Raw genomic sequence first — 529 nt, 5'->3', positions numbered from 1 at the left:
TGGGATAAGCGCGCTGATTTTCTTACGCCGCAGTTCATCGTGACAGAGCCGGGTGTCGTAAGCGCCGTCTGCCGATGCTGCCCTGATTTTTCTGTGAGTCTGCCGGATAAGACCCGGGAAGGCTTCTGAGTCCGTCACATTGTTCAGCGACAGGTCAGCGCAGATGATTTCATGTGTTTTACTGTCAACGGCGAGATGCAGCTTACGCCAGATACGGCGGCGTTCCTGGCCATGCTTTTTGACTTTCCACTCGCCTTCACCGAAGACCTTCAGCCCGGTGGAATCAATTACCAGGTGTGCGATTTCACCCCGGGTGGGCGTTTTGAAACTGACATTAACCGACTTTGCCCGCCTGCTGACACAGCTGTAATCCGGGCAGCGTAGCGGAACGTTCATCAGAGAAAAAATGGAATCAATAAAGCCCTGCGCAGCCCGCAGGGTCAGCCTGAATACGCGTTTAATGACCAGCACAGTAGTGATGGCAAGGTCAGAATAGCGCTGAGGTCTGCCTCGTGAAGAAGGTGTTGCT

The 529-nt window shown here is 53.9% G+C and carries 1 pseudogene; it reads right to left on the bottom strand.

Going from position 1 to position 529, the window contains the following annotated elements:
* Positions 1–529: pseudogene (locus ACVCAM_RS26505) on the bottom strand (IS5-like element IS903B family transposase); the annotation flags it as partial.

It is taken from the genome of Enterobacter sp. CFEC122 (assembly GCF_052983755.1).
This window is presented reverse-complemented; position numbering and strand designations above follow the sequence as displayed.